The organism is Sphingobacterium thermophilum, assembly GCF_039541675.1.
GTDB lineage: Bacteria > Bacteroidota > Bacteroidia > Sphingobacteriales > Sphingobacteriaceae > Sphingobacterium > Sphingobacterium thermophilum.
Map to the genome: position 1 here is coordinate 1 of NZ_BAABGR010000022.1, position 21932 is coordinate 21932.

Genomic DNA, 21932 nt, shown 5'->3' on the forward strand with positions numbered 1-21932 from the left:
GATAAGAACTAATTTAAATGGAATGAGCCCGGTAGAATACCGAGCTCATCATATCAAAAATATTGCATAAATTCGTCCAACTTTTTGGGGGCAGTCCATTAACTCATGCCTTTTTTATATTTGGTAAACTTATGTATTTTTCTATTTTTGCTAATCGTTACATTGTTAAACAGAAAATTCCATGTCAAAAAAGAATGTAGGTTACGTGATGTTGTTTACCGTAACCATAGCCATAATTATTACCTTACTCTATGAATTTAATATTGTAGCTGTATCGCCGTCCTTTATGATGGCTGTCCGTTGGATTACAGCAGTAGTTTTGGTAGCCAATGCCGTTGTTCGCAAAAATCTTACTACTTGGATTCTTACCTGTCTGGTGTTAGGCGTTTTTGTGGGTTTAGACTTTCCGGATTTGGCTATTTCTATGCGTCCATTGAGTCAAGCTTTCATCAAACTGGTGAAAACTATCGTAGGACCTATACTTTTTGCCACTTTGGTTTTCGGAATTGCGGGGCATTCGGATTTGAAGTCGGTGGGGCGTATGGCTTGGAAGTCCATGCTTTATTTTTTCTGTGCTACCAGCTGCGCCATTTTTATAGGCTTGGCGGTGATAAACATCACCAAGGCGGGGGTGGGAGTAGATGTGGCTCATATGCCGCATGAAGAGCTACCACAAACTTCTGCTGTAGCAGAATCCGATCTCAAAGCGCTGGAACATATTGATCCAAGCGTGCATGGCGTATATAAATTTAACGCTTTTATACGCGACTCTTTTCCGGAAAATATTGTTAAATCCGTATATGAAAACAAAGTATTACAAATAGTAATTTTCGGGGTGATTTTCGGTATAGGGTTGGCGATGGTGGATGAGAAGAAGCGGAAACCACTTATAGATTTTACGGAAAGCCTTTCCGAGGCTATGTTTAAGTTTACGAACTTGGTCATGCTCTTTGCACCAATAGGTGTAGGGGCAGCTATGGCTTATACGGTAGGGCATCTGGGGGTGGATATCCTGAAAAATCTCTTCATGCTTTTGATGAGTTTGTATATTGCCCTTTTAGTATTTCTGTTTGTGGTGCTTTTACCTGTCGCCCTTTATCTAAAAGTGCCGATTAAGAAATTTATCGCAGCCTTGAAAGAACCTGTGTCTATTGCTTTTGCTACGACAAGCTCGGACGCCGCTCTACCAAAGGCTATGGAAAATATGGAGCGTTTTGGAGTGCCACGTAAGATTGTTTCTTTTGTTATCCCAACGGGTTATAGCTTTAACTTAGACGGAACCTCCTTATATTTGTCGTTGGCATCCATTTTTGTGGCGCAGGCAGCAGGCATTGAGCTTACTATAGGACAACAGCTGCTTATTGCTTTTACGTTGATGATTACATCTAAGGGGGTAGCAGCAGTGCCACGTGCTTCGTTGATCGTTCTTATAGCTACTGCCGACCAATTCGGTCTGCCGACTTTCGTGATTGCGGCTATTTTGGGTATTGACGAACTTATGGATATGGCCAGAACGTCCGTGAACGTGATTGGAAACTGTCTGGCAACAGTTGTAATTTCTAAGTGGGAAGGTGAGTTTGACGAAACTGCCGCTCAAGATCCAGACTTTCTGACTAAATCAATGAGTTAACGATTGTTCTTATCATAAACGAAAAGCTCCTTTTTTAGGAGCTTTTCGTTTATATAATCCCATGAAAATGTGATTTATCTTAATTTATTGGAAATAATTTATTTAATTTATCTTACCAAATAGTAATGGTAAATCACCTTAAGCCTTAAATTATGCTTCGATATCTGTTGTCTATTTATTTACTTTTCCTTATTAATATAGTTTTTGGCCAATTTGTTGGGATTATTCCACAACCCCAGATTGTTATACCGGGCACAGATTCTCTCACTATTGAAAAAGATATTGTGATCCAAGGAGAGGAATTGCAGGCCATAAGCTATTTGCGCCAAAACTTGTTATCACGTTTTGGAAAACTTAGTCAGTTAAATACTTCTAAACAGGCCATCATATCATTTCAGAGACCTCAAACTAGGAAGGAGTTAGGTGAAGAAGGTTATGAGCTGGTGGTCAGCAATGGAGGAATTACAGTTATCGCGCAGACCCATAAGGGTTATTTTTATGCGGTGAACAGTTTGCTGCAGCTATTTCACTATTACAGGCAAGGGGATAAGGTGGTAATTCCGGCGATGCAGATCAAGGATGTACCATTATTTTCCTGGAGAGGGTTTATGCTGGATGAAGCACGTCATTTCTTTGGAAAGAAGAAAGTGAAGCAGCTGTTGGATTACATGGCCTTCTATAAGCTGAACAAATTCCATTGGCATCTCACCGATGAGCCGGGCTGGCGTCTGGAGATCAAAAGATATCCTTATCTTTCTCTTATTGGTGGGGTGGGGTCTTATTTGAATCCATATACGCCGGCACAATATTATTCACAGGAGGATATCAAGGAAATTGTAGCGTATGCTGCGGAACGTCACATCGACATTATCCCCGAGATAGATATGCCGGGACATGCTACGGCAGCAAATAGAGCTTATCCGCAATATAGTGGTGGAGGAACAAAGGAGCATCCCGATTTTACGTTTCATCCGGCAAAAGAAAGTACTTATCAGTATCTGACCAATATTCTGAAGGAGGTTACGGTGCTATTTCCTAGCGGTATTGTTCATCTTGGTGGAGATGAGGTAGCCTTTGGCAGCGATGTATGGAATGAGGATGTCCATGTATCAGAACTTAAAAATAAACTGAATTTGGCCTCCAATAAGGATGTGGAAAGATATTTCATGCAGCGAATGGCAGACTCATTGTTCAATCTGGGTAATAAGCTTGCTGTATGGGATGAGATGGCAGAAGCAGGTCTTCCTTCGGACAAGACTATTCAATATTGGTGGCGACACGATAGAAAAGGACAGCTAGAAACCTGCCTTAGAAACGGCTATTCGGTAGTCATATGTCCACGCATTCCTTTATATTTCGATTTTGTGCAGGCCGAGGAACATCAACATGGCAGGAAGTGGGCGGGCAATTTCAGTTCGTTGGAAAGTGTATATCAAATTGACCTAAGTGAGTACCAACAGATGGAAATAAAGGAAGGACAAATCTTAGGGATGCAGGCCAATCTTTGGACCGAACGTATCCACAACGAATCCAGATTTGACTTCATGACTTTTCCAAGGATTGCCGCTCTGGCGGAGGCCGCTTGGACAGCAAGGGAAAGAAAAAGTTTGGAGCATTTTAAGCAGGTGCTCAAAACACACCTACACCTATATGCCAAGGATAATATTTATTATTTCGATCCTTTTGATAATACCCATGTGGAACCCAAGGTACCACAGGCAATTAAAAAATATCTGGATAATCCGGAATAAGGATTATGGCTTTGGGGTTTAGAATCCTAAAGTATGTTTTTGTAGTATTGATGCAAATACTTATTTTTCAATCATGAAAAAGATACTCTATACATCTGCACTTATTCTTTCTAGTATGTTGGGCTTAAAGACTCAAGCTCAAGACTACTCTTTACTGGAATCAGAGTTTGCTAAATCCACTATATTATCTAAACATCATTTTGGTTTTTGTCTATATGACATGGATAGCAATAAGATGGTGTTCAGCAAAAATGAAGATCATCACTTTACACCAGCTTCTAACACGAAGGTATATACGCTGTTCGCTTCGTTAAAACATCTGGGAGACTCCATAGCGGGGATTCATTATGTTGAAAGGGGAGATTCCTTGATATTTTGGGGAACGGGAGACCCTACATTTTTGCATCCCAAATTGGATACGCGAAGAGTTTATGACTTTTTGAAAAGCTCGTCCAAAAAGTTGTACTATGTGGTTCAAGAGACAAGTGAGCCAACCTATAGAAATGGTTGGTCTATAGAAGATTATGAAGAATATTATCAACCTGATATAGCTCCTTTTCCTATATATGGTAATCTGGTAAGGTTGAGTGCTAAGGATAGTGGATTGGTGGCTATGCCTAGTTATTTTGATAGACATATCCATATCCGTGAAAAGAAGGCCCGCCGTTTTTGGGTATCCCGAAAGTTTAAGTCCAATGATTTCATTATGTCGAATTTGAATATCCCTAAGCATTATTCGACAGAGAAACCTTTTATTTGGACGGACAGTCTTGCAGTAGTCTTGTTGCGTGATACGTTGAAGCGCGATGTCGAAATTTTAAGAGATTATCCACGTCCATCGGATATCAAGACACTTTATTCGGCGAGCCGAAATGTGGTATTGCGTGAGATGATGCTGCCTAGCGATAACTTCCTAGCCGAACATCTTCATATGTTAATATCAGATAAATTGTTTAACGGATTTTATACCGATTCGTTGCGCAATTTTATGCAGGAGCATTTTTACCGCAATTTCCAAGATACCATTATTCTTCGTGATGGAAGTGGCCTTTCAACCTATAACAAAATCACACCACGCAACATGGTGGACTTACTGTTGGCCATTCGCGACCTAGAACCAGAAGAAGCGAAGCGTTTCTTATTCTTCCCGGCAGGTGGGATAGACGGCACTTTAAAAAATGCTTATACGTTGGATCAAGGTGAAGCTTTTGTCTGGGCAAAAACAGGAACTATCAATTCAGTACACTGTCAGTCCGGATATATCATCACGCGCAATGGTAAAAGATATGTTTTTTCTTTTCTGAATAACAATTATGTGGTACCAACATCCTATATACGTAGGGAAATGGTGCGTATCGTCACATTTATTAGACAGAATTATTAATCAGAAGAGGAGTAGGATATTATCAGTATGAGCGCGTATCAGAAGAACGATAAAAGGTTGATACGGTCGTGGGCTTTCTTCGACTGGGCAAACTCAGCCTATAATCTCGTTATTACTTCTACTATCTTTCCCATTTATTATATTACCATAACGAAGTCCAAGACGGGGGGAGATGATATTGTAGACTTTTTCGGTTTTGAAATCATCAATACCGTTCTTTCAAATTATGCTTTGGCATTTGCCTATATGACGATGGTAGTTGCTTTACCGTTTTTATCAGCCTATGCCGATGCTAATGGAAGAAAGATGCAGACTATGAAGTTTTTTACCTATATGGGAGCTTTAGCCTGCATGGGACTCTTCTTTTTCAAGCTTAGTACGTTAGAATGGGGTATCATATGTTTCACCTTGGCAGCAATGGGGTATATTGGTGGCGTAGCGGTAAACAACTCCTATCTTCCTTTGATTGCCACGCCGGACAAGCAGGATGAGGTGAGCGCTAAAGGATTTGCCTACGGCTATGTGGGGTGTGTCACCCTTCAAATCATCTGTTTTGTGTTCGTGCTCAAGCCCGAATGGTTTAATATTACCGAGGCTTCTTTTCCTGCCCGTTTTTCATTCCTATTGGTGGGGCTATGGTGGTTAGGGTTCTCCTTGATTCCATTTCGTGTTCTTCCCAACAATACACCGGCAATCAATGGTACTGGCCTATCCCTTATGCAGCGTGTATTGACCGAATTTAGAAGTGTGCTGGAGCAGGTGAAAGCAAACAAGGGCATCAAACGATTTCTTCCGGCCTACTTTTTCAATTCTGTAGGTGTACAGACCATCATGGTGGTGGCGACGATGTTTGGACAGAAAGAGTTGGAATTAGAAACTAGCTCGTTGATTATTGTAATAATTTTAATACAGTTGATAGCCATTGGAGGGGCGTATATTATGTCTTTCTTGGCAAAATACTGGGGTAATATTGTGGTGCTGATGATCGTAACGTTGCTATGGACCTCTATATGTATAGCAGCATTTTACTTAAGTAATGCAGCACAGTTTTACGGTTTGGCGGTTATGGTAGGGCTGCTAATGGGGGGAATACAGTCTTTATCCCGTTCTACCTATTCGAAGATGCTTCCAAAAGATTTGGAAGATACGACGGCCTTTTTCAGCTTTTATGACATCACAGAAAAGCTTGGCATAGTCGTGGGACTAATCTGTTTTGGAGCAATAGAGCAGCTTACTCACAATATTCGATACTCTGCGGTATCACTGTCTATTTTCTTTATTTTAGGATTTTTGTTATTATTGAGAGTACTAAAATTTAATTCTTTTTTAAAAGCAGGTATTGATGAATAGAAAAGTAGAGTTGTTTGTTCCTTGTTTTATAGACCAATTATATCCCGAGACAGCCTTTAATACGATCAAGCTGTTGGAAAAGGCGGGATGTGAGGTGATCTATAACAGCGAACAGACATGTTGTGGGCAGCCGGCTTACAATGCAGGGTTTTGGGATGAGGCGAAAGAAATAGGATCTAAGTTTCTGAAAGATTTTTCCGAAGAGCATTATATAGTTTCACCGTCAGCCTCTTGTGTTGGTATGGTGAAATACAGTTATAACGACTTGTTTACCAATTCAACAGAGCATAACAGTTGTAGAAACATTCAACGCAATATCATGGAAGTTTCGGATTTTCTTGTAAATGTGTTGAAGAAGGAATATTTCGGGGCTGAATTGGTAGGTACGGGCGTGTATCACGACTCTTGCTCGGCCTTGCGCGAATGCAAAATTAAGGAAGAGCCGCGCCGTCTTCTGGCACAGGTGGGAGGGCTTGAGTTGGTAGAGATGAGAGATCAGGAAACTTGCTGCGGCTTCGGAGGTACGTTTAGTATTAAGTTTGACGGTATTTCAAGTGCCATGGCCGAACAGAAAGTACGTCATGCTCAAACAGTGAATGCAGACTATATTATTTCTACGGATGCTTCTTGTTTGTTGCAGCTGCAGGCCTACATTGACAAACACAATATTCCTATCAAGACTTTACATCTGGTGGATGTACTAACATCGGGATGGGCTAACATCTAACTAAAACTATATAAACATGAATTCGAGAAGAGACTTTATTAAGCATTTGGGCTTAGTGACTGCAGGTGTCGCTTTAGCGCCTTCCATGGACCTTTTTGCAGCCAAAAAATCGTGGTTCGAAATATCTCTTGCTGAATGGTCCTTACATAAGACCTTATTCAAGGGAGATCTAAAAAATATTGATTTCCCTCAATTTGCCGCCGAAAAATGTGGGATCTATGGTGTGGAATATGTAAATACCTTCTTCAAGGATAAGGCTAATGACATGACCTATCTGAAGGACCTAAACAACCGTGCTAAGTCGAGTGGTGTAACTAACGTACTGATCATGGTGGACGGAGAAGGGAATTTGGGTGACGAAGACGCCAAGAAACGTGCAAAGGCGGTCGAAAATCATTACAAATGGATTGACGCAGCACATTTCTTGGGATGTAAAACCATCCGTGTGAATGCCGCCGGTAAGGGGTCACCGGAAGAAGTGAAAAACAGAGTGGTGGAAAGCCTTTCTACCCTTGCTGACTATGGTAAAAAAGCCAATATCAATGTCGTAGTAGAAAATCACGGTGGTATCTCTTCACATGGTGACTGGTTGTCCAGCGTGCTGAAATCAGTAGGTAAGAAGAATTGTGGTTCTTTGCCTGATTTCGGTAACTTTTACGAATATGACCGTTATAAAGGTGTAGAAGAGCTAATGCCTTTCGCCAAAGGGGTGAGTGCTAAAGCTAATGTTTTTGACGCCAACGGCAACGAACGCAATATCGATTATGTAAGGATGATGGATATTGTAAAAAAAGCTAAATACAAAGGTTACATCGGTATAGAATATGAAGGTACTGAGCTAAGTGAGCTGGACGGAATTCTAGCTACGAAGAAGTTGTTAGAACGTTTTAAATAACAAGATATGTTGAAGAATTGCTTTCTTATCTTGCTACTGCTGTTACCTATACATTATTCTTTCTCCCAAAATATACAGAAAATGGAAGTCTGGCAGGACAGCCTTTATAATTTGGGGAAGAGCGTTTTTGGTGATGAAGCGGATGTGCGCAGGATAGAAAGCAATTTTAATTTTGTACGAACGCTGGTGTCAGCCCTTAAGGAGCCAAACGCTTACTATTATACTTTTGACAAACTGAATATGATTTCTATTGTCAAGGCTCCAGACGATAGTTTTCGTATTTTCTCTTGGAATGTTCCTCTTCATGACGGCTCCTATCTGTATTATGGGGCGGTGCAGTTTCGTGCGCCTTCCTTAAAGCTTATTCCTTTATTGGACAAGACTTTTGATATTAAGAATCCGGAAAAGGAAATATTGAGTCCGACACAGTGGTACGGCGCTCAGTATTATGATATTGCTGCACTGGGAAAGAATCAATACGTTCTATTGGGGTGGAAAGGTCATAATGCCGAGTATACGAAAAAAGTTATTGACATTTTGAATGTCGAAGGACAGGAGAATATAAGTTTTGGTGCGCCCGTCTTTTCGGATGCTCCACAGCATGTTCGTAAGATTTTTAATTACAACAGAATGGCTACCATGTTACTTCGTTACAATAGAGCTAAAAATCTGTTGGAGTTTGACAATCTTATCCAGCTGGATCCCTCTTTAGGAGACACTTATAAAAATTATGTGCCCGACCTGTCACATAACGGCTATAAGCTTCAGAATGGCAAATTGAAGTATGAAGATAATATTCAGGTAGTAAATGCGGAAGAAGACCTTTTGCGCCAGCGTGAAGCACCTAAAAATACGAAGTCCGGCTTAGGACTTCGGTGAGGTAAATATTGTATATTTAATATTCTTAAAATATTAACTAACAGTTATTTTTATAATTAATCTACAATTATGGTTGAAAAAGATGATGAATTAGTAAGACATTTAGCCAAGCAGGGGGTGGATGATAAGATGGTTAACGGCCATCCTGCAGGACTATTTGTATTGTTTTTTACTGAAATGTGGGAACGTTTCAGTTATTACGGTATGCGGGCCTTGTTGACTCTTTTTTTGGTTAGCTCTATCGCCGAAGGAGGGTGGGAATGGTCTAATGAGCGTGCCATGAAGTTGTATGGTCTTTATACTGGTTTGGTATATCTAACTCCTCTTATTGGGGGGATAATAGCAGATAAGATTACCGGATTCAAGAAAGCTATTTTGATAGGTGCCTTTATCATGACCATGGGACATGCTTCTATGGCTCTAGAAGGTATCCATCAATATTTTTTCTACTTGGGGCTTATTCTCATGATTTTGGGTAACGGTATGTTCAAACCCAATATTTCTTCTATGGTAGGAAACCTCTATCCGGACAACAGCTCTAAGAAAGATGCTGGATATACTATTTTCTACATGGGTATCAATGCCGGAGCATTTTTAGGAATGCTATTGTGTGGATATATCGGAGAAAAGATTGGATGGCATTATGGTTTCGGTCTGGCAGGTATATTTATGTTTTTCGGTATGCTGCAGTTTTATTTCGGGCAGCGTATTTTTGGTATCAATGGAGATTCTCCTAAGCAGCTGAAAGAATTCCATGACAATCAGATAAAAAATAAATTGGAAGAAGAGCCGGAAGAACTACCTGCAAAAGTTGTAAGAGACCGTCTTATTGTGGTGGCTGTACTGATGATTGCCAGTATAGTATTTTTCCTGGCCTTTGAGCAGGCAGGAGGATCCATGTCCATCTTTGCTAAGGATTATACACAACGTGTATTGTCCGGAAATGCGGCCATTACTTTTAAATGGATTGACGGAATTTTGACTATAGCGCCGATTATTATAGTAAGTATAGTTTTATATGCTTTGTCAAAACGTATTTTCACTCAATATCCTTTGACAATCATCTTTACCGGTATATCTTTTGTCGTAATTTGGGGGTTGGGACTCTGGAAAGTTATGCGTGAGTTTAATGCTACGGAAACAGAAGTAGCTGCATCATGGTTCCAGATTTTGAATTCTTTCTTTATTATATCATTAGCTTCAGGATTCAGTAAATTTTGGGAGAAAGTGTGGAACCCTTCAGGGCCTATAAAATTTGCTTTAGGTCTGATTATGGTGGGAATAGGTTTTGCAGCCTTATCCTATGGTGCCAGTGAAATTCCACAGGGAGCTAAAACGGCTTCTGTAAGTATGATCTGGCTGGTGATTGCGTACTTCTTCCATACTACGGGAGAGCTTTGTCTGTCGCCGGTAGGACTATCCTATGTGAGTAAGCTGTCTCCTAAGAAGTTTTTAGGATTGTTATTCGGGTTTTGGTTCTGTGCATCCGCGATAGCTAACTTCATCGGTGGATTCTTGGGATCTTATATTGATAAAATTACAGAAGAGCATTCTATGGCTTACTTCTTTATGATTTTTGCCATTATTCCGGGTGTAAGTGCCTTATTGCTGATTTTGTTCAATCCTATATTGAAGAAAATGATGCATGGCATCCGCTAGATGAAAAGAGACAGATATTTGATAGAAAGCCATTCCTTTTGGAATGGCTTTTCTTTTAATTTATCATCAAATATCATACTTAAGTAATAAGATAATTTCTTGTTTAACTATAAAACTAAACTTTTTACTTTTGGTGTTCTAAAGTCAAAATAGTTTTATGGGATTACGTGAAAAAGTTTTTCTGTGTGCAATTTCTCTTATACTGATTTCATTTCTGGCGTCCTGTGATATGATAGAAGTGCATCCTTATGCAGGCGACATCAAAGGAAAGCGAGATATTAATATACAAAACATAGCCCGTATTGAGGAAGCTTTTGCCGATAAAGATACCATCCGCTTTGCTTTTATTTCTGATTCACAAAGATGGTATGATGAGTTAGAAGACTTTGTACATCATGCGAATAATCGTACGGATATTGACTTTGTCATTCATGGAGGTGATCTTACTGATTTCGGACTGACCAAAGAATTTTTGTGGCAACGTGATATTCTGGAGAAGTTGAAATATCCTTATGTGGCTGTTATTGGAAATCATGACTTTCTGGCCAATGGGGAAGATATATATAAGATAGTTTTTGGAGAGGAGAATTTCAGTTTCATTGCGGGAAGAACCAAGTTTGTTTGTATGAATACCAACGCTTTGGAAGCAAACTATTCCGTGCCTATTCCAGACTTTTCCTTTATCAATGCAGAAATGAAAAAGGATACGGAACGCTTCGATCAGACTATTGCCATCATGCACGCCAAACCCACGTCGGAGCAGTTTAACAATAATGTAGCAGACATCTTTCATCATACGCTCAAGAAATTTCCGAATTATTTATTTGCAGTATGTGGTCACGATCACCGTTTTGAAGAAGAGGATATTTTCGGAGACCAAGTCATTTATTACGTGAGCCCTAATATTGGTAAGAGGAAGTATTTGTTGTTTACCGTTACTCAGAATAGTTATAGTTATGAATTGGTCGCTTATTAGAAAAAGTATATTGATTGGAGCGTTAGTAGTTGGAATGGCATGGCAGAGCGGTTTTGCTACTACATATGCTTTGGGAGAGGAAAGAAGACCTGATTCTGTCTCCACAAAAGAAGCTGAAGACCTGCCTGCTGCAAGGGTGGAGATAGTTCCTGCACATTATAATATGCAGCATGCCGGAGCTATAGGTCTGGTCGCGCTGGGTCCCGGATGGGATTATGGACAGAAAAGGCAGTGGACTACCGATTTTCTGATAGGTTACGTGCCGGCGTATGATACCGATCGGGCGAAGGTAACTTTAACGCTAAGACAAATATATACACCGTGGAAACTTCGCGTAGATGATAAGTTGTTATACGAGCCTTTACGTACCGGCGCCTATGTCAGTACGACATTAGGTAAACAATTCTGGTTTTCCGCTCCAGAAAAATATCCCCGTAATTACTATACTTTCTCTCCTAAGGTTCGGCTCAACATATTCTTAGGGCAAAGTGTAGGTCTACGTTTTGATCCTAAGAGATCTCGTTTTGACAGCATAAAACTGTATGCCGACCTACATTCTTCCGACCTGTATATTATTTCCCGCATACAAAATAAGTATCTGCAGTTTAAGGATTACCTTGGTTTGTCTTTTGGCATCAAACTTCAGCTGAAAAGAAGGTAATCGCATCTCATACTTGGAATGCTTGCATCCAGTGAGAAGATAGAGGTCTTTTTTGTTTTATATTTTAATTTTTTTTTGGAAGTATTTTGTCAATACTTTATTGCATTTTCCTGTTTGATTTACATTAGGAAATTCTATATTAGAAGTTGATAACACAATTGGAGTCAATATTGATACAGAATTACTATACCATAAATAAACCATGCGATATCTTATAACAATTTTAGTTTTACTTGTTTGTCAGCCATTGGACATAATAGCGAAAGATCCTCTCCTAAAAATGCAAGTGGGGTATTCCGTAGGTATTCAAAACGTTACGGAGAAGAAGATGGTTTACGCCAAATCCGTAGGGGTGGATGTCATTGAAACATCTATTAATGCTTTTATAGACAAAAAGAAAAGAGCTTTTACTGCTTCAGACGAGGAAATAAAAGCGCAGTTGATGAAAGCGAAAGGGGCTTTAGATAAGGCTGGGGTTAAAGTTTGGTCTATACATATGCCTTTCGGACCTCATATTGACCTTTCGCTATTGGATGAAAGGGAAAGGAATGAAGTAGTGGCCTTACATCGGAAAGTGTTGGAATATGTTAGTATCCTTAAACCTAAGATTATTCTTTTTCATCCAAGTTATCATCTTGGGCTTAATGAGCGGGAGCAACGCATCAAACAGTTGGTAAAATCTATCGAGGAGCTTAATAAAGATGTAAAAAACATAAGAGCTACCATAGTGATAGAAAATATGCTAGGCTATGAATTGGTGAGATCCAATAAAAAGCAGGAAACACCTTTATGCAGATCGGTAGATGAGATGACAGCTATCATGAAGCTTATGCCTAAAGATGTGTTTGCTGCAGTGGACATGAACCATATCAAGCATCCGGAAAATCTTATTATGGCTTTAGGAAAAAGATTGAAGTCCGTACATATTGCTGATGGTGACGGAAAAAAGGAATGCCATTATTTTCCTTGTTCGGGAGAAGGAGAGAATGATTGGTCTGCCATTCTGTTGGCATTGAAAAAGGTGGGCTATAAAGGACCTTTTATGTATGAATGTGCTTTTAAGGATGTAAAGGATTTAAGAGCGTGTTTTGAGGGGTTGGTCAATAATTTGAAAGAATAATTACAGTCTCAGAAACTATGGAATACGGTTTTAGTTATTTAAATATTCTTAGTATCTTGAATAATAAAACCTTACGGCTTTGCAATGCATAAGGATCAAGACATAGAGTATTTAATAAGGCTTAAATCTGGTGATCAAGAAGGACTTCGGTTTTTTATGAGATTATGGGGAGAGCAGCTACGCTTTTATTCCTTTAAGATTACACGAAACAAAGAAGTCTCTGAAGAAATAGTTTCTGAGGCTTTTTGCATTGCCTGGCAGAATAAGGAGAAAACCGTATCTGTTGCGGCACTCAAATCTTATTTATTTCTTGTTGTGCGAAACGCTAGTTACGATCATACTAGTGGATATTACCGTAAAAATGTGGACTTGGGGGACGAATTTTTATTGGAGACCCCGGAAAGGAAGACCAGATATTCTCTCACAGATTATTTATGTAGAAATATTGGAACAAATTATAAAAGAACTGGAACGTTTACCGAAACAGCAAGCCGAAATTTTTCGGATGACCTATCTGGAAGGAAAAAGTAATAAAGAAATCTGTCAAACCCTAGGAACTACACTGAATACTATTTATTTTGCTCGCTCCAAAGCCTTATCTACACTCAGACAAATTTTTAAAGAAAAGGACATCAGTTTATATTCAGCATTTATGATGTTTATAGAAATGATGGACTGAAGAAGGTAAAGATTTTCTTTACTAAGCAAGACTTTGCTTATTTAATTAAAAGTCCTTTTTCCTCCCAATGATCATCCTAAGTTTCTGTGAATCGAACTCTCCGGCTAACCCTTCGGTTCGAATCCAATGCGGATGAAATGTATATATCTGTTGATTGTGGGGAAATCCGTTTAAAATAAAAAAGCTTCATCTGATGATGAAGCTTCCTTTGCGGAGAGTGAGGGATTCGAACCCCCGAACCTGTTATAGTTAACGGTTTTCAAGACCGCCGCATTCGACCACTCTGCCAACTCTCCGCCACAAAAGTAGAAATTCTATGTATATCTACAAAACTAAATTTTGCTCTTTTTCTTTATCACTTGAAAATGAGGTCGATGATTTTTTCATAAGCCTTGTTTTGTGCATTTATGCTATCTTTAAACTGCTTTTCAGACGGATTTTTGTTAATTTGTAGTATGATTTCATTCGCAAATGCTAAGATTAATATAGGGTTGTTTGTTTCCCGAAGGAGAGAGGATGGCTATCACGATATTGAAACCATATTCTATCCGGTGAAAATGTATGATGTGGTGGAAATGCATGCGGCAGATAGTTATTCTTTTGAGACCTATGGCATCCATATTCCGGAAAGAGGAGACAACCTATGCACCAAAGCCTACCATCTATTGAAGAGCGATTTTCCCCAGATTGAGCCTGTAGCTATCAAGTTGCTGAAAAACATTCCCGTAGGGGCAGGATTGGGAGGAGGATCTTCTGATGCAGCCTTTGTGCTAAAGGCGTTGAGCGAATGGAATAAGCTAAACCTTAAAGCCGAGGAACTGCAGAAATATGCCGCCAAGTTGGGAGCTGACTGTGCTTTCTTTGTGGAAAATAAACCTGTCTTTGCGACTGGAATAGGAGATGAGTTTTCCGAGATATCACTAGACCTGTCTACTTATTGGATCGTTATTGTAAAGCCGGATATACATATTTCAACGGCAGAGGCATATAGTCAGGTGATTCCTGCTGCACCTGAGGTGGACTTGTGTAGAGCGATTAAGTTGCCTATACAGGAATGGAAATATTACATTAAAAATGATTTTGAGTTTGGAATTTTTGATAAATATCCTGTCATACAAGAGATAAAGCACAAGCTATACGAAAAGGGAGCACTTTATGCATCTATGTCCGGATCTGGTTCTGCCGTCTATGGCATCTTTGAAGAAGAGGTTAACTTAGATGAGCTAGAGGCTTTGGGTAAGGTTTTTCATCCGGTAGAACTATAGAAGATTTGTAGGAACAAAAAGTAGGAGCCTATTTTACTTAAAATAGGCTCTTATAGTTTTTTCATCTTCCTTGATTTGCTGTTGCAGTGCCTCCAAGTTGTCGAAACGTTTGTCTTCACGGATAAACTTGTGGAACTTAATACGTACCGTACGGTCGTAAATATCTTCGTTGAAGTCAAGGACATTCACTTCTATTTTTCTGGTGAAGCCGTCGATCGTAGGACGATTACCTATATAACACATGCCTTGTGCGGTTTTTAACACTTTAGGCTCCTCGTATTCGCCTGATATAATACTTGACACTTCGGTATAGATATCTACCTCTACGGCATAGATACCATAGGCAGGGATAAGTTTGTGCGCTTCATGCACATGTAGGTTGGCAGTAGGAAATCCTATTTGTCTTCCTATTTGGTCGCCTTTTTCTACAGTGCCTGTAAGCTCAAAAGGATAGCCTAGATATTTGTTGGCTGTATCAATATCCCCTTTGATAAGGGCTTCTCGCACTCTTGTTGACGATACGGCTACATCCTCGATATCTTGTTTGGCAATTTCTTCAACTTTAAAATCGAAAATCTGAGCAAAATGCTCCAAGTCTTTTATTGTACCCTTGCGGTTTTTACCGAAATGGTGATCATAGCCGATGATAATAGTTTTTGTTCCTAGCTTATCTACTAAGACATTGCGTATGTAGTCTTCTGGGCTGAGGTTGGCAAACTCCTGAGTAAAAGGAGTGATGATAAGATGGTCTAAGCCCGATAGACTTAGCTGATGGGTTTTCTCCTCAATATCGTTGATAAGGCGTAAGCTGTCGTCATTTGGGTTGATGACAAGGCGAGGGTGGGGAAAAAATGTAAGTAATACAGTTTCTCCTCCCGTTTCTTTGGCACAATCCACCAATTTCTTAAGAATTTTCTGATGCCCGATATGCACACCATCGAAAGTTCCTATAGTCACAATGGCATTATCTAATGGTACGAACTCCTCCAGATTTCTGTATATCTTCATTGGATAATACTATAAAGTTTGTTGTAGTGTAGATTCTTTTTGTTCACGTATAGCCTTAATCAGCTCATCCAGCTTCCAGGCGTCATCGACATGGAAGTCGCCACTCATGGTACGGCGCAAACTAGACAGATGGGCGCCGTTGTTCAATGCTTTTCCAAAATCATGTGCTATGGAACGTATATAAGTACCCTTCGAACATTTTATCCTAAAATGTACGTTAGGCATTTCTATCTTTTCGATGACAAAAGAAGAGATGATAATCTTTCTAGGTTTGAGCTCTACGTCTTCACCGCGTCTAGCCTTCTCGTAGACCCTTTCTCCCTTGATTTTTACGGCGGAATGGGCAGGAGGCAGCTGTTCCTGTTCTCCTTCAAAACTTTTGGCAACAGCTAATATCTCTTCTTCCGTGATTGCACTTATGTCGAACGTTTGATCTATCTCTGTTTCCAAGTCGTAAGAAGGAGTGGTAGCCCCTAAAGTGATGATGCCTGTGTATTCCTTATCTTCGGCTTGGAAGGTGTCGATTTTTTTTGTGAGCTTGCCGGTACAGATGATGAGCAATCCTGTTGCCAGAGGGTCCAAGGTTCCTGCGTGGCCCACTTTAAGCTTCAATGGCTTCATCGTATTGCGAAGTTTACCTACCACATCGAAGCTCGTCCACGTCAAAGGTTTGTCTACTAATAGTATTTCTCCTTCGGCAAAGGAGAATATTTTATGTTTCTTTTCTGTTGTTTCCTTCATTTCTAAAAATCAAATGATATAGATAGATACTCTATATCATTTGAGTGCTGCAAAAATACGAATTATTGTCGAATGAATTATTATGCGAACCTGATGAAGGTGATGACCTATTGCTGCCAAAAGAATATTAACAATCCTATTCCGATGATGATGCGGTACCATCCCCAGAATCTAAATCCGTATTTTGTCAATACGGAGATGAATGTTTTCACGGCGATCATGGCTACGATGAAAGCTATTACATTTCCCAAGATAAAGGCTATAATGCTCTGTTCGCTAGCCATGATCATTTCATATCCTTTCTGAGCATGATCCGTCCCTTCTCCCCATGTTTTGACGAAGATGGAGTATACTGTCACCGCCAACATGGTAGGAACAGCCAAGAAAAAGGAAAATTCGGCAGCTGCTTTGCGGTTAAGACCTTGGGTCAATCCTCCAATGATTGAAGCCGCTGAACGCGATGTTCCTGGCATCATGGCCAGACATTGCCAAAAGCCTATGGTCAAGGCTTTCTTTATGGAAATGTCTTTTTCGTCCGTGATTTTAGGGTTTTTAAACCACTTATCGACAAATAGTAATACCACACCTCCCAAAACCAAAACGGTAGAGATGGCTATCTGGTTGCCTAATACGGCTTCTATCTTTTCGTCGAATAACTTGCCAAGAATCAGCGCAGGAATGACAGCAATGGCAAGCTTGTAATAAAGCTGTATGTTGTTGATGTCAAAAAACTTTTTCCAGTACAAAACCACTACAGCCAGTATAGCACCGAATTGGATGGACACCTGAAACATTTTAAGGTATTCTGTTTCTTCCATTCCCATCAATGCAGCTGTAAAACCCATATGGGCTGTTGACGATATAGGTAAATATTCGGTGAGTCCTTCAACAATAGCTATGATAATAGCTTGAATGTAATCCATTATAAAATTTATTTGTTTTTCGGCTTATATAAAATCGCAATAAATCCCAAGGCAAATCCCGCTACTACCACGATAGGAGCTAGGGTTATTTTAGTGAAGCTGTAAATGTCTTCCGTTCCCATCATCAGGAAAAATCCTACGGCCACAACAAGTATGCTTGCTATGAACAACTGGTAGTTTGCTTTCTGGAACACAAAAACACTCGCTTTCTTGTCTTTGTCCAATACGGTTCTTTTTTCAGTCATACTTTTTTATAATGTGTTAGTATAAACAATGTGTTATCGATACAGGCTGTGTGATTTAGCTTTTAAATATTTTGTTACGGCAAAATAGGTGCTAATACCGGAAATAAGGATTCCTAAGATTACCACTACTAAGAATATTAACACAAACTCACTCCAGCTTTGCAAAAATACAATCTCCGGAATCTGCTTTTGCGCGAAGTTTAATGTGAAAATCAAAAGCAGGATAGCTACCAAAGCACCAATCAAACCGTGAATGATACCATAAATGATGTACGGCCGGCGGATAAAGTTTTTTGTGGCACCGATAAGCTGCATACTCTTGATTAAGAAACGTTGGGAATAAATAGCTAGACGGATAGTATTATTGATGAGGGCTACAGCGATAATCAGTAATATGGCCGCAAAGGCTAATACCACAATAGAAATAACACGTATGTTTTTGTTTACCATGTCGATAAGCGATTCTTGGTAAACGACTTCTTTCACTTTACTGCTTTTGGTGATTTTATCTATAAATGGCTGAATGCTATCCGCGTTGGCATACTGTTCTTTCAGATATACATCTATAGAAGGAAGAAGAGGGTTAGTTCCCAGATACTCGATAAAGTCTTCCCCGAGGTCTTCTTTTAGGTTTTTGGCTGCCAGCTCTTTGGAAACATATTCCGTACGTAATACGTAAGGATCTTTTTCTAAGTCTTTCTGTAGGGATAAGACGTCACCTTCGTTCACATTGTCATTCACAATGATATTAAGTACTATATTTTCCTTCACATATTTGGAAAGGTTTTTGGCATGTACCAATATCAATCCCAAAAGACCGGTCATCAACAGTACCAAAGCAATACTGATAACCGTAGAAATATATACGGATTTCGTTTTTTTTCTTGGTGATCCCTGATCAATTATAGACATAAAGCTTCTTAATTTTATAATGCGAAAGTAAGGATTTATGATGATTTTAGGGAATAAATATCAATATATCTGTCTGGGAAATCAAGATTTTAACATTTCTTTACGAATGAAATAGTAAGCCGTGAGTGCTGCTATCCAAAAAATTACTTGATTTAAAAACAATTATTCCCATATATGCCTTAAAATCGCTATTTTCGCATCTCTTTAGAACGTATTAAGAAATGGATTATTCGCACAAATCAATTGAGAAAAAGTGGCAAAAATTTTGGGCTGAGCGAGGAACTTTCAAGACCTCAGAGTCTACGGACAAGCCTAAATATTATGTGTTGGACATGTTCCCTTATCCATCGGGAGCAGGATTGCATGTGGGACATCCGCTAGGATATATCGCTTCTGATATTTTTTCAAGATATAAAAGGTTGAAAGGATTTAACGTATTGCATCCGATGGGATACGATTCTTTTGGTTTGCCTGCGGAGCAATATGCCATCCAAACTGGACAACATCCTGCGATCACGACAGAAACAAACATCAACCGCTATCGTGAACAGCTGGACAATATCGGATTTTCGTACGACTGGTCTAGGGAGGTGCGCACGTCGGATCCTTCGTTCTATAAATGGACGCAATGGATTTTTATGCAGCTTTTCAATTCTTGGTATAACAAGGATGCCGACAAAGCTGAGTCTATAGATACTTTAATTCAAAGGTTTGAAATATCAGGTACACAGGAAGTTAATGCTTCTTGTGATGAAGATATTCTGTCCTTCACCGCGGAGGAATGGAAAGCTTTTACCGAAGAGGAACAACAACGTGAACTGTTGAAATATCGTTTGGCTTACCTGCGTGAAAGTACGGTAAACTGGTGTCCTGCTCTAGGGACCGTGTTGGCCAATGACGAAGTCATTAACGGCGTCTCGGAGCGTGGCGGTTACCCGGTAGAACAGAAAAAGATGATGCAATGGTCTTTGCGTATCACCGCTTACGCGGACCGACTGCTTAGAGGGTTAGAGACCGTGGACTGGCCGGAACCTGTCATTGAGATGCAACGCAACTGGATAGGCAAGTCGGAAGGTGCTTCGGTTAAGTTTCCTGTGCCGCAACTGAATACTGAAATTGAAGTATTTACGACTCGTGTAGATACTATTTTCGGTGTGACGTTCATCGTACTGGCACCTGAACATGAGTTGGTTTCTGCTTTAACTACGGAAGGTCAACGGACTGAAGTTGAAGCTTATATAGAAAAGACTGCGAAGAAGTCCGAGCTTGACCGTATGGCAGATACAAAGACTGTTTCGGGAGCATTTACCGGTTCTTATGCAAAACATCCATTGACGGGTGAAGATGTACAGATATGGATTGCAGACTACGTGTTGGCAGGTTATGGTACGGGAGCAGTGATGGCTGTGCCGTCAGGTGACCAGCGTGATTACCTGTTTGCAAAACACTTTAATTTGCCTATCATTCCTATTTCGGATACACAGAATATTGAAGAGGCTGCCGACCCGAACAAAGATGGACGCTATATCAATTCGGGATTTATCAACGGCATGACTTATGCTGAAGCCGTTCCAGCCTTGATTGCTAAGCTAGAAGAACTAAAACTCGGAAAAGCTAAGGTAAACTATCGCATGCGCGACGCCATCTTCGGACGTCAGCGTTATTGGGGAGAGCCTGTGCCGGTATATTTCAAAAATGGATTGCCTTATCTGATTAAAGAAGAAGAACTTCCTCTCTTGTTGCCGGAAGTAGATAAATATCTTCCTACAGAGACAGGAGAGCCTCCTCTTGGTCGTGCCGAAAACTGGAAATACCAAGGCCAATACGAGTATGAGTTGAGCACCATGCCGGGATGGGCCGGTTCTTCATGGTACTGGTTCCGCTATATGGATCCTAAAAACGATAAGAGCTTTGCTTCAAAAGAAGCAATCGACTATTGGAAAGCCGTAGACTTGTATATCGGAGGCTCGGAACACGCCACAGGTCACTTGCTTTATTCCCGCTTCTGGAATAAGTTCCTTAAAGATTTGGGATACCACAACGAGGAAGAACCGTTTAAGAAACTAATCAACCAAGGTATGATCCAAGGTCGTTCTAACTTTGTGTACCGTATCTTGGATGAGGAAGGTAAAGGAACGAATAAGTTTGTTTCGTATGGATTGAAAGATCAATACAATACGATTCCATTGCATGTGGATGTAAACATCGTTAGCAATGATATTTTAGATACGGAGAAGTTCAAAGCCTTCAGACCGGATTTTGCCAATGCGGAATTTATCCTTGAAAATGGCAAATATATCTGCGGCACTGAGGTGGAGAAAATGTCCAAGTCCAAATTCAATGTAGTAAATCCGGACGACATTATAGAGCAGTTTGGTGCAGACACATTGCGTCTCTATGAAATGTTCTTAGGACCTTTGGAGCAATCCAAACCTTGGAATACCAACGGTATCGAAGGGGTATATAAATTCTTGCGTAAAGTATGGCGCTTGTTCCATGATGCGGAAGGCAACTTCAATGTGTCTGACGATGAACCAACAAAAGCAGAATACAAATCGCTGCACAAAATCATCAAGAAAGTAGAAGACGATATCGAGCGTTTTTCGTTCAATACATCGGTATCTGCTTTCATGATTTGTGTGAACGAGCTTACTGACTTGAAATGCAACAAACGTAAGATCCTTCAGGATTTGATCGTTGTACTTTCTCCTTATGCTCCACATATTACCGAAGAGCTATGGGCTTTGTTAGGTAATGAGCCAGGAACAATTTCTTATGCCCCATATCCAAAGTTTAATCCGGATTATTTGGTGGAGTCAGAATTTGCTTACCCAATTTCCGTAAATGGTAAAATGAAAATGAACCTCTCTCTGGCCTTGGATCTGGATGCTAAGGCAGTAGAAGAAATCGTTCTTGCAAATGCGGATGTACAACGCTATCTGGATGGAAAGCAGGTGAAGAAGGTTGTTTATGTGAAAGGTAAGATTATTAATATCGTAGTGTAAGATATTCTTTACAACCTACAGAAAAGCCTCGAGTTTGTAGACATGCCCCAAAAAGTTAGACACTTATTTGGGGCATTTTTATGAGTAAAAAACAGAAGTATAATTTCAATTTTAAGTTACGT

General features: G+C 40.0%; 20 protein-coding genes and 1 tRNA gene. 15 read left to right on the plus strand and 6 right to left on the minus strand.

The annotated features are described in order from the left end of the window. Positions 1–181 precede the first annotated feature (181 nt). The 13 genes from ABD873_RS09205 to ABD873_RS13845 all read left to right on the plus strand — a co-directional run bounded on the left by ABD873_RS09205 (position 182) and on the right by ABD873_RS13845 (position 13711). Positions 182–1630, plus strand: a complete 1449-nt coding sequence (locus ABD873_RS09205; RefSeq protein ID WP_345067643.1) for a dicarboxylate/amino acid:cation symporter — start codon at positions 182–184, stop codon at positions 1628–1630. 152 nt (positions 1631–1782) lie between these two features. Then, positions 1783–3381 (plus strand): beta-N-acetylhexosaminidase, encoded by a 1599-nt coding sequence (locus tag ABD873_RS09210; protein ID WP_345067646.1) that lies wholly within the window; start codon positions 1783–1785, stop codon positions 3379–3381. A 73-nt stretch (positions 3382–3454) separates the two neighbouring features. Continuing rightward, positions 3455–4765, plus strand: a complete 1311-nt coding sequence (locus ABD873_RS09215; protein WP_345067649.1) for a D-alanyl-D-alanine carboxypeptidase — start codon at positions 3455–3457, stop codon at positions 4763–4765. A gap of 27 nt (positions 4766–4792) precedes the next feature. Beyond that, entirely contained in the window at positions 4793–6115 is a 1323-nt protein-coding gene (locus ABD873_RS09220; RefSeq protein ID WP_345067652.1) for an MFS transporter, read from the plus strand. After that, positions 6108–6842, plus strand: a complete 735-nt coding sequence (locus ABD873_RS09225) for a (Fe-S)-binding protein (RefSeq protein WP_345067655.1) — start codon at positions 6108–6110, stop codon at positions 6840–6842. The genes ABD873_RS09220 and ABD873_RS09225 overlap by 8 nt, the downstream gene beginning before the upstream one ends. Positions 6843–6858: 16 nt before the next feature. Next, the gene (locus tag ABD873_RS09230) at positions 6859–7737 is read left to right on the plus strand and encodes a TIM barrel protein (protein ID WP_345067658.1); all 879 of its coding nucleotides are present in this window, start codon (positions 6859–6861) and stop codon (positions 7735–7737) included. An 81-nt stretch (positions 7738–7818) separates the two neighbouring features. After that, positions 7819–8616, plus strand: coding sequence for a hypothetical protein (locus ABD873_RS09235; protein WP_345067661.1), 798 nt, complete (start codon positions 7819–7821; stop codon positions 8614–8616). Positions 8617–8685: 69 nt separating this feature from the next. Then, complete coding sequence (locus ABD873_RS09240) at positions 8686–10275, plus strand: peptide MFS transporter (protein ID WP_345067664.1); 1590 nt, start codon at positions 8686–8688, stop codon at positions 10273–10275. Positions 10276–10504: 229 nt separating this feature from the next. Next, complete coding sequence (locus ABD873_RS09245) at positions 10505–11251, plus strand: metallophosphoesterase family protein (protein WP_345067667.1); 747 nt, start codon at positions 10505–10507, stop codon at positions 11249–11251. 34 nt (positions 11252–11285) lie between these two features. After that, positions 11286–11912 carry a hypothetical protein gene (locus ABD873_RS09250; RefSeq protein ID WP_345067670.1) on the plus strand — a complete coding sequence of 209 codons (627 nt, stop codon included), beginning with the start codon at positions 11286–11288 and terminating at the stop codon, positions 11910–11912. Positions 11913–12114: 202 nt separating this feature from the next. Continuing rightward, positions 12115–13032, plus strand: coding sequence for a sugar phosphate isomerase/epimerase family protein (locus ABD873_RS09255; RefSeq protein WP_345067673.1), 918 nt, complete (start codon positions 12115–12117; stop codon positions 13030–13032). Between the two features lie 84 nt (positions 13033–13116). Then, positions 13117–13563 (plus strand): RNA polymerase sigma factor, encoded by a 447-nt coding sequence (locus tag ABD873_RS09260; RefSeq protein ID WP_345067676.1) that lies wholly within the window; start codon positions 13117–13119, stop codon positions 13561–13563. After that, the gene (locus tag ABD873_RS13845; RefSeq protein WP_425568710.1) at positions 13538–13711 is read left to right on the plus strand and encodes an RNA polymerase sigma factor; all 174 of its coding nucleotides are present in this window, start codon (positions 13538–13540) and stop codon (positions 13709–13711) included. The genes ABD873_RS09260 and ABD873_RS13845 overlap by 26 nt, the downstream gene beginning before the upstream one ends. A gap of 211 nt (positions 13712–13922) precedes the next feature. Here the strand turns inward: ABD873_RS13845 and ABD873_RS09265 are convergent. Continuing rightward, a tRNA-Ser gene (locus tag ABD873_RS09265) sits at positions 13923–14007 on the minus strand. Positions 14008–14166: 159 nt separating this feature from the next. Here ABD873_RS09265 and ispE point away from each other — a divergent pair. Then, complete coding sequence (gene ispE, locus ABD873_RS09270) at positions 14167–14976, plus strand: 4-(cytidine 5'-diphospho)-2-C-methyl-D-erythritol kinase (protein ID WP_039053062.1); 810 nt, start codon at positions 14167–14169, stop codon at positions 14974–14976. 33 nt (positions 14977–15009) lie between these two features. On the opposite strand, the gene ABD873_RS09275 is transcribed toward ispE, so the two are convergent. The 5 genes from ABD873_RS09275 to ABD873_RS09295 form a co-directional block, all read right to left on the minus strand. Next, entirely contained in the window at positions 15010–15984 is a 975-nt protein-coding gene (locus ABD873_RS09275) for a bifunctional riboflavin kinase/FAD synthetase (RefSeq protein ID WP_345067679.1), read from the minus strand. Between the two features lie 9 nt (positions 15985–15993). Beyond that, positions 15994–16725, minus strand: coding sequence for a tRNA pseudouridine(55) synthase TruB (gene truB / locus ABD873_RS09280; protein ID WP_345067682.1), 732 nt, complete (start codon positions 16723–16725; stop codon positions 15994–15996). Positions 16726–16832: 107 nt separating this feature from the next. Further along, positions 16833–17648, minus strand: coding sequence for an undecaprenyl-diphosphate phosphatase (locus ABD873_RS09285; RefSeq protein ID WP_345067685.1), 816 nt, complete (start codon positions 17646–17648; stop codon positions 16833–16835). An 8-nt stretch (positions 17649–17656) separates the two neighbouring features. Then, positions 17657–17893, minus strand: coding sequence for a DUF3098 domain-containing protein (locus tag ABD873_RS09290; protein WP_039053065.1), 237 nt, complete (start codon positions 17891–17893; stop codon positions 17657–17659). A 33-nt stretch (positions 17894–17926) separates the two neighbouring features. Continuing rightward, positions 17927–18805 (minus strand): cell division protein FtsX, encoded by an 879-nt coding sequence (locus tag ABD873_RS09295; protein WP_345067689.1) that lies wholly within the window; start codon positions 18803–18805, stop codon positions 17927–17929. A gap of 221 nt (positions 18806–19026) precedes the next feature. On the opposite strand from ABD873_RS09295, the gene leuS reads away from it, so the two are divergent. Beyond that, positions 19027–21810: a leucine--tRNA ligase gene (gene leuS, locus ABD873_RS09300; RefSeq protein ID WP_345067692.1), complete on the plus strand. Its 2784-nt coding sequence runs from the start codon at positions 19027–19029 to the stop codon at positions 21808–21810. Positions 21811–21932 lie beyond the last annotated feature (122 nt).

Excerpts from the sequence above, each read along its gene's own strand:
- ABD873_RS09205 (WP_345067643.1), top strand. The coding sequence starts at position 182 with ATGTCAAAAAAGAATGTAGGTTACGTGATGTTGTTTACCGTAACCATA.
- ABD873_RS09210 (WP_345067646.1), top strand. The coding sequence starts at position 1,783 with ATGCTTCGATATCTGTTGTCTATTTATTTACTTTTCCTTATTAATATA.
- ABD873_RS09215 (WP_345067649.1), top strand. The coding sequence starts at position 3,455 with ATGAAAAAGATACTCTATACATCTGCACTTATTCTTTCTAGTATGTTG.
- ABD873_RS09220 (WP_345067652.1), top strand. The coding sequence starts at position 4,793 with ATGAGCGCGTATCAGAAGAACGATAAAAGGTTGATACGGTCGTGGGCT.
- ABD873_RS09225 (WP_345067655.1), top strand. The coding sequence starts at position 6,108 with ATGAATAGAAAAGTAGAGTTGTTTGTTCCTTGTTTTATAGACCAATTA.
- ABD873_RS09230 (WP_345067658.1), top strand. The coding sequence starts at position 6,859 with ATGAATTCGAGAAGAGACTTTATTAAGCATTTGGGCTTAGTGACTGCA.
- ABD873_RS09235 (WP_345067661.1), top strand. The coding sequence starts at position 7,819 with ATGGAAGTCTGGCAGGACAGCCTTTATAATTTGGGGAAGAGCGTTTTT.
- ABD873_RS09240 (WP_345067664.1), top strand. The coding sequence starts at position 8,686 with ATGGTTGAAAAAGATGATGAATTAGTAAGACATTTAGCCAAGCAGGGG.
- ABD873_RS09245 (WP_345067667.1), top strand. The coding sequence starts at position 10,505 with ATGATAGAAGTGCATCCTTATGCAGGCGACATCAAAGGAAAGCGAGAT.
- ABD873_RS09250 (WP_345067670.1), top strand. The coding sequence starts at position 11,286 with ATGGCATGGCAGAGCGGTTTTGCTACTACATATGCTTTGGGAGAGGAA.
- ABD873_RS09255 (WP_345067673.1), top strand. The coding sequence starts at position 12,115 with ATGCGATATCTTATAACAATTTTAGTTTTACTTGTTTGTCAGCCATTG.
- ABD873_RS09260 (WP_345067676.1), top strand. The coding sequence starts at position 13,117 with ATGCATAAGGATCAAGACATAGAGTATTTAATAAGGCTTAAATCTGGT.
- ABD873_RS13845 (WP_425568710.1), top strand. The coding sequence starts at position 13,538 with ATGACCTATCTGGAAGGAAAAAGTAATAAAGAAATCTGTCAAACCCTA.
- ispE (WP_039053062.1), top strand. The coding sequence starts at position 14,167 with ATGATTTCATTCGCAAATGCTAAGATTAATATAGGGTTGTTTGTTTCC.
- ABD873_RS09275 (WP_345067679.1), bottom strand. The coding sequence starts at position 15,984 with ATGAAGATATACAGAAATCTGGAGGAGTTCGTACCATTAGATAATGCC.
- truB (WP_345067682.1), bottom strand. The coding sequence starts at position 16,725 with ATGAAGGAAACAACAGAAAAGAAACATAAAATATTCTCCTTTGCCGAA.
- ABD873_RS09285 (WP_345067685.1), bottom strand. The coding sequence starts at position 17,648 with ATGGATTACATTCAAGCTATTATCATAGCTATTGTTGAAGGACTCACC.
- ABD873_RS09290 (WP_039053065.1), bottom strand. The coding sequence starts at position 17,893 with ATGACTGAAAAAAGAACCGTATTGGACAAAGACAAGAAAGCGAGTGTT.
- ABD873_RS09295 (WP_345067689.1), bottom strand. The coding sequence starts at position 18,805 with ATGTCTATAATTGATCAGGGATCACCAAGAAAAAAAACGAAATCCGTA.
- leuS (WP_345067692.1), top strand. The coding sequence starts at position 19,027 with ATGGATTATTCGCACAAATCAATTGAGAAAAAGTGGCAAAAATTTTGG.